Source organism: Pseudomonas sp. GM102 (assembly GCF_000282555.1).
Classification (GTDB): domain Bacteria; phylum Pseudomonadota; class Gammaproteobacteria; order Pseudomonadales; family Pseudomonadaceae; genus Aquipseudomonas.
The window spans coordinates 1-1,494 of sequence record NZ_AKJB01000101.1 but is presented as its reverse complement, the minus strand read 5'-3'; the positions used below and the strand labels follow the sequence as shown (position 1 = coordinate 1,494).

Genomic DNA, 1,494 nt, shown 5'->3' with positions numbered 1-1,494 from the left:
AAGGGCGGTCGCGACCTGAGCAGCATTGGCGAACTCAAACAACTCTTTATCAAAGCCGTGGAACGGGTCGAAGCGGATTTGCGTGAGCAGGGCGTCGACGCCGACGTCGGCTTGCTGGCCGATCAACGTTTCGGTCAGGACTCGCTGAACGCTGCCACCGGTCGCGGCTGGTGGGTGGCTCGACCGGTGGAGGTGCAGGGCTCGCGGCCATTGGCGTTCGAGCACGGTCGCTCGATTGGCAGCAACCTGATCGCCTGGCCGCAGGAACAAATCATCAAGTGCCTGGTGCAATTTCATCCTGACGACGAGCCGCTGCTGCGTCTGGAGCAGGAAGCGCAGATCAAGGGTTTGTATCAGGCCTCCCAGGTCAGCGGTCATGAACTGCTGCTGGAGATCATTCCGCCCAAGGATCACCCATCACCGCATCCGGACGTGCTGTATCGCGCGCTGAAACGCCTCTACAACCTGGGCATCTACCCGGCGTGGTGGAAGATCGAAGCGCAAAGCGCCGAGGAATGGAAACAACTCGACGAGCTGATTCAGGAACGCGATCCGTATTGCCGTGGTGTCGTGCTGTTGGGCTTGAATGCACCGGCGGCAGCGTTGGCCGAAGGGTTTCAGCAGGCCAGCCAGAGCCAGACCTGCCGAGGTTTCGCCGTCGGCCGGACGATTTTCCAGGAGCCGAGCCGCGCGTGGATGGCCGGTGAAATCGACGACGAAACGCTGATCCGCCAGGTGCAGGGCACGTTCGTCGAATTGATCGAAGCCTGGCGCACGGCCCGGGCATGACGTAACACCGCGTTATCGTTCTTCGCGGGCAAGCCTCGCTCCTACGGGAAGCTGCGGTGTTCTGTAGGAGCGAGGCTTGCCCGCGAAGGCGGCCTCAGACTCAACGGTAATTTAGAAAACAATAAAAGGTGCAGCCATGCCCGCTATCCGAATTGGCATCAACCCGATCTCCTGGAGCAACGACGACTTGCCGTCCCTCGGTGGCGAGACGCCGTTGAGCACCGCCCTCAGCGAAGGCAAGGAAATCGGCTACGAAGGCTTCGAACTCAACGGTAAATTCCCCAAGGATGCCAAAGGCGTCGGCGACGTGCTGCGGCCCTACGATCTGGCGCTGGTCTCCGGCTGGTATTCCAGCCGTCTGGCCTGCCGTTCCGTGGCCGAGGAAATCGACGCCATCGCCAGCCATGTCGAGCTACTGGCGAAGAATGGCGCCAAGGTGCTGGTCTATGGCGAAGTCGCCGACTCGATTCAAGGTCAGCGCATTCCACTGGTCGAGCGCCCGCGTTTTCACACCGAACAGGCCTGGCAGGAATACGCCGACAAACTCACCGAACTGGCACGCTTCACCCTGTCCCAGGGCGTGCGTCTGGCGTATCACCATCACATGGGCGCCTACGTCGAATCCCCGGCGGACATCGACAAACTGATGGCATTGACCGGCAGCGAAGTCGGCCTGCTGTTCGATTCGGGCCACTGCTACATGGG

General features: G+C 61.2%; 2 protein-coding genes. Both read left to right on the top strand.

The features are described 5' to 3' along the window. On the top strand, positions 1–789 hold a 789-nt coding region (locus PMI18_RS06000; RefSeq protein WP_007905227.1), incomplete at its 5' end, for a 2-deoxy-5-keto-D-gluconate 6-phosphate aldolase domain-containing protein. 136 nt (positions 790–925) lie between these two features. After that, a partial coding sequence (locus tag PMI18_RS06005; protein ID WP_007905225.1) for a TIM barrel protein occupies positions 926–1,494 on the top strand: 569 nt, incomplete at its 3' end.